Source organism: Streptomyces niveiscabiei (assembly GCF_001419795.1).
Taxonomy (GTDB): Bacteria; Actinomycetota; Actinomycetes; order Streptomycetales; family Streptomycetaceae; genus Streptomyces; species Streptomyces niveiscabiei.
The window spans coordinates 1-2,409 of the sequence record NZ_LIRL01001009.1 but is presented as its reverse complement, the minus strand read 5'-3'; the positions used below and the strand labels follow the sequence as shown (position 1 = coordinate 2,409).

At 71.0% G+C, this 2,409-nt stretch carries 3 protein-coding genes; all 3 read right to left on the bottom strand.

Going from position 1 to position 2,409, the window contains the following annotated elements; all coding sequences use genetic code 11:
• Position 1: 1 nt before the first annotated feature.
• Positions 2-556, bottom strand: coding sequence for a TetR/AcrR family transcriptional regulator (locus AOK24_RS38840; protein ID WP_055724641.1), 555 nt, complete (start codon positions 554-556; stop codon positions 2-4).
• Positions 557-619: 63 nt separating this feature from the next.
• On the bottom strand, positions 620-1,459 hold the full coding sequence (whiG, locus tag AOK24_RS38835; RefSeq protein WP_055724640.1) for an RNA polymerase sigma factor WhiG: 840 nt from the start codon (positions 1,457-1,459) through the stop codon (positions 620-622).
• Positions 1,460-1,712: 253 nt separating this feature from the next.
• Positions 1,713-2,409 (bottom strand): DNA-processing protein DprA (locus AOK24_RS38830; RefSeq protein WP_206191345.1); only part of this gene is annotated, 697 nt, incomplete at its 5' end.

Sequence of the window (2,409 nt, the reverse complement as noted above, 5' to 3'; positions counted from 1 at the left end):
GTCACCCGCAAACCCCCCGCAACACCATCCCCACCGCAGCCTCAGCAACCGCCCCAGGATCCTCGACCCCCAGCTCGATGCGCCGCACAGCGGAATCCACCACGCCCTGAACCAGCATCGCCGCAAGCCGAGGCTCGGCGTGCCCGAGTTCCGCCAGTGCCTCGACGATCATCGCGACCAGCCCCCCGTGCGCGGCCCGGATCTTCTCCCGGGCCCCCGCGTCCAGCTCACTCGCGGAGATGGCGACCACAGCCCGATGCCGCCGGTCCCCGACCAGCTCCAACTGCTTGCGCACATACGCCTCGACCTTCCCCGCACCCCCCCGCGCCGCCCCCATGGCCACCTCGACCTCAGCGGCCCACACCGGGAAATCGACCTCGCACAGCTCCTCGACGACAGCCGCCCGGGACCGGAAGTACTCGTACACGGACGACCGCGCGAGCCCCGTCCGCTCGGCGAGCGCCGGAAACGTCAGCGCCTCCGTCCCCCCTTCGGACAACAGGGACCGAGCCGCGTCCAACAGGGCGGCTCGCTGCATCGACCGGTGCTCGGCCACGGAGGCCGCTCGAATCCTTGGCACGGCATCCACTGTACGGACGAGCCGCCCGGCACGGGAGTCTCACCTCCCGAACCCGGCCAGCTTCGCCCGCAGCTGGAGCACCGACTTCGTATGGATCTGGCTGACCCGGCTCTCGGTCACCCCGAGCACGTTCCCGATCTCCGCGAGCGTGAGCCCCTCGTAGTAGTAGAGGGTCACGACGGTCTTCTCCCGGTCGGGCAGCGTGTTGATGGCCCGCGCCAGAAACCTCCGCAGCTCCCGGTCCTCGGCGACCTCAACGGGGTTGTCGGCGGCGTGGTCCTCCAGCGTGTCCACGAAGCTGAGCCCGTCCCCGCTCTCGCTCCCGACGTGCAGCAGCTCGTCGAGCGCGACGACGTTGGCCAGCGACAGCTGACTGAACACGGCGTGCAGATCCTCGACGGCGATCCCCAGCTCCGCCGCCACCTCCTGCTCGCTCGGCGTCCGCCTGAGCCGCGCCTCCAGCGTCGCGTACGCCCGCTCCACGTTGCGCGCCTTCTGCCGCACGGACCGCGGAATCCAGTCCAGCGCCCGCAGTTCGTCGATCATCGCCCCCCGGATCCGGGTGATGGCGTACGTCTCGAACTTGATCTCCCGACCGACGTCGAACTTCTCGATCGCGTCGATCAGCCCGAAGATCCCGGACGACACGAAGTCCGCCTGCTCCACATTGGGCGGCAGCCCCACGCTCACCCGTCCCGCCACGTATTTCACGAGGGGCGAGTAGTGCAGGATGAGCTGCTCCCGCAGCCGTTCGTCCCCCGTCTCCTTGTACGACCGCCACAGCTCGTCGAGCGTCGAGGGAGCGGGCCGCACGCTGCCACCGTCCCGGGCGGCTGGGGGGACAGCCGTCCGGTCGGACCCGGAGGTGTGCTGGGGCATTCGTCGCCTTGTGCCGTTCTGCCGTGAGTACGTGAGGTAGGAGTGCCTACGGCCGGTCTGTGCCGGAATCCTCGTGAGCGTAGCGTGACAAAGCTGTCGCGGTGTGCGAAGAACGAGCCCCGGACGGTGCGCAGATACGTTCACTCTCCCGTCCCCCAGGGCTCCGCCCGGCACTCGTGTGATCTGTCGCGTCCGTCAACTGCCGGAATTCCCAAGGGGTTACGCGTTCCCTCGGACGGCCGAACCACGGGCCTCACCGCCCGCTCCGGGGGCCCCGAACGGACATCACCGCCTGGCGTGTCAACTTCCAGCTCTCGCCGTGTCGTTCGACGTACCCGAGCGCCCGCAGTTCGTACAGCCGGGCGACGGCGTCGTCCCTGGAGGTCAACGCGGCCCGCGCGATCTCCACGACACCGGCGGGCCGGTTGCCCGGCAGCGCGTCCAGCACCTGCGCGGTGGCCGCGCCCAGCAGATCCCGGGGCAGCACGGGCCCGCGCCGCTCGGGCCCCAGCTCCCCCATCTCCCCCACCAGCTCCACGACATCGGCGGCGTCCGTCACCACCTGCCCCTCGCCGCGCAGCAGTTCATGCACCCCCGCCGACAACGCGCTCGTCACCGGCCCCGGCACCCCCATCGTGTACCGCCCCAGCCGCAGCGCGGCCCGGGCCGTCACCAACGACCCGCTGCGCACGGCCGCTTCCACGACCACGGTCCCCCGCGTCAACGCGGCGATCACCCGGTTCCTGAGCACGAACCGGCTCGGCGTCGGGTGCGCTCCCGGCGGCAACTCCCCCACCACCAGCCCCTGCTCGGCGATCCGCTCGATCAACTCGGCATGCCCACGCGGATAGGCCCGGTCGACCCCGCAGGCCAGCACGGCGACAGTCGCCCCACCGACCCCGAGCGCCCCGCGATGAGCGGCCCCGTCCACCCCGTAAGCACCCCCGGAC